This window comes from Massilia sp. CT11-108 (assembly GCF_047302915.1).
GTDB classification, from domain to species: Bacteria; Pseudomonadota; Gammaproteobacteria; order Burkholderiales; family Burkholderiaceae_D; genus Telluria; species Telluria orientalis.
Window position 1 is genome coordinate 1 of the sequence record NZ_JBKYMO010000982.1, and the last position, 1,045, is coordinate 1,045.

A 1,045-nucleotide genomic window follows, 5' to 3' on the forward strand; every position below is an offset into this window, starting at 1 on the left:
CCACGTGGCGATGGTCGTGTGCGCCGCCTGCGCGCTGGCGGCGTCGATCTGCGCGTTCGCCTGGATCAGGCGCGCGGGTTGACGGACGCCGGATACGTCGGCGCGCGGCGCCGCTGGCTCGCCTGCTCGTACGCATAGGCCATCGCGATCAACGCTGCTTCGCTCCACGCGCCGCCGACGAACGACAGCCCGACGGGCAGCCCGTGCACGAAGCCGGCCGGGACCGTCACGTGCGGGTAACCGGCCACGGCCGCGGGCGACGAAAAGCCGGGGCCATCATGGTCGCCGTTGATGTAGTCGGTCAGCCAGCCCGTGCCGCCCGTCGGCGCGACCAGCGCATCCAGCTTTTCCTCGCGCAGGATCCGGTCGATGCCCTCTTCGCGGCTGTAGCGCTGGTTGTTCGCGAGCGCGTCGCGGTAAGCCCTGGCGTCGAGACCTGGCCGGGCCGCCGCCGCGATCAGGTGTTCCTGGCCGAAGTGGCGGAGTTCCTGCGCGGCGTGCCTGTCGTTGAACGCGATCACGTCGGCCATCGTTTTCACGGACGCGTGCGGTGCGTAGCCGGCCAGGTACGCCTCCAGGTCGGGACGGAATTCGGACAGCAGCACTTCCAGTTCCGTGTCGCCGTACTGGTCGACGTTGGGCACCTGCACGTCGACGAGCGTCGCGCCCTGCGCGCCCAGGATGGCCAGCTCGGCTTCGATCACCGCGTTCACGGCCGGGTTATTGAAAAAATTGCGCGCGACGCCGATGCGGCGGCCGCGCAGGCCGTCGGTCCGCAGGGCCGCCGCGTAATCGGCCGGCTTGCCCTGCATGGTGCCCGTGGCGGCATCGTCCGCATCGGCGCCCGCGATGGCCGCGAGCAGGAGCGCGGCGTCGGCCACGGTGCGTGTCATGGGGCCGGCCGTGTCCTGCGAATGCGCGATCGGGATGATGCCGCTGCGGCTGACGAGGCCCAATGTGGGCTTGATGCCGACGATGCCGCAAATCGACGCCGGCGACACGATCGACCCGTCCGTCTCCGTGCCGATGGCGAGCGTGGCGAGGG

The 1,045-nt window shown here is 70.7% G+C and carries 1 protein-coding gene; it reads right to left on the bottom strand.

Annotated features, from left to right (window positions below):
• Positions 1-65 precede the first annotated feature (65 nt).
• On the bottom strand, positions 66-1,045 hold a 980-nt coding region (locus tag ACEN88_RS32530), incomplete at its 5' end, for an amidase family protein (protein WP_413346374.1).